The organism is Achromobacter sp. GQ309, from assembly GCF_059759315.1.
Map to the genome: position 1 here is coordinate 1 of NZ_JCAXDP010000016.1, position 1,390 is coordinate 1,390.

The following is a 1,390-nucleotide window of genomic DNA, read 5'->3' on the forward strand; positions in this document are numbered from 1 at the left end:
GGGAGTGTCCGGATTTTTGTGTGCAGGCCTATGATGGTTTTCAAGGAGACCGACCATGGCACGCACCCCGAAGTCCGCGAAGCAGTCCAGCAAGCCGGCGCTGCCGGCCAGTGCTGAGCAGTTGCTCGATGAACTTGTAACTGGGCCGATGACGGCTGAGGCGGTCCAGGACACGTTCATGCTGTTGAAGAAGGCGTTGATCGAACGCGCGCTGGGCGCCGAGCTGGGTCAGCACCTGGGATATCCGGCTGGACAGGCCCGGCCCGAGGCGTCCAGCAACCAGCGCAACGGCAAGAGCCGCAAGACGGTGTTGACCGATGACGGCCCCCTGAAGCTCGATATCCCGCGTGATCGCGACGGCAGCTTTGCTCCAATCTTGATCCCTAAACACGCTCGGCGGTTTACGGGGTTCGATGACAAGATCATCGCGATGTACGCCCGAGGCATGAGCGTGCGTGAGATCCGAGCATTTCTGGACGAGCAATACGGCACCGACGTGTCGCCGGAGTTCATCAGCTCGGTGACCGATGAGGTCATGGAAGAGGTGCAGGCCTGGCAGAACCGGCCGCTCGATCCGATGCTGCCGGTGGTGTTCTTCGACGCGCTGCGGGTCAAGATCCGGGATGAGGGCCTCGTGCAGAACAAGGCGGTCTACCTGGCGCTGGGCGTGCTGCCGGATGGCTCACGCGAGATTCTAGGCCTGTGGATCGAGACTACTGAAGGCGCCAAGTTCTGGATGCGGGTGTTCAACGACCTTAAAACGCGAGGTGTGCAGGACATCCTGATCGCGGTCACCGACGGTTTAAAAGGGATGCCGCAGGCGCTAGAGGTCGTGTTCCCGGCCACGACGCTGCAGACGTGCATCGTGCACCTGATCCGCAACAGTCTGAGCTACGCCGGCTGGAAGGAGCGCCGCGCTGTCGCTGCAGCGCTGCGTCCGATCTACGCCGCGGTGAACGCTCAGGCAGCGCAACAGGCGCTCGACGAGTTCGCCTCGAGCCCATGGGGACTGAAATACCCCATGATCGTCAAGGCCTGGAAAGACGCGTGGGAGCAGGTCATCCCATTCTTCGTGTTCCCACCTGCGATCCGACGCGTGATCTACACGACCAATGCGATAGAGAGCGTGAACGCGCAGCTTCGCAAGATCATCAAAACGCGCGGCCACTTCCCCACCGACGATGCAGCTATTAAGCTGCTCTGGCTGGCGCTCAGAAACATCGCCGTCAAATGGGGATCGGCCACACACCACTGGACCGAGGCCATGCAGCAGTTCGCCGTCCTCTATGAGGAACGATTTACCCGGCCCCGCATCGACTCACAGCCGGCAGGCTAGCTAATGATGCAACGTCAGAGCAAATGCCTAGAACACAAAAATTCTGACACTCCC

Annotated in this window: 1 protein-coding gene; it reads left to right on the forward strand. The window is 60.9% G+C overall.

What is annotated here, in order from left to right; translation table 11 throughout:
* The first annotated feature begins 55 nt into the window (after positions 1–55).
* Positions 56–1,336, forward strand: coding sequence for an IS256 family transposase (locus AC6CIE_RS27780; protein ID WP_498094966.1), 1,281 nt, complete (start codon positions 56–58; stop codon positions 1,334–1,336).
* Positions 1,337–1,390 lie beyond the last annotated feature (54 nt).

Coding starts and splice junctions, on each gene's coding strand:
- AC6CIE_RS27780 (WP_498094966.1), top strand. CDS start 56: ATGGCACGCACCCCGAAGTCCGCGAAGCAGTCCAGCAAGCCGGCGCTG.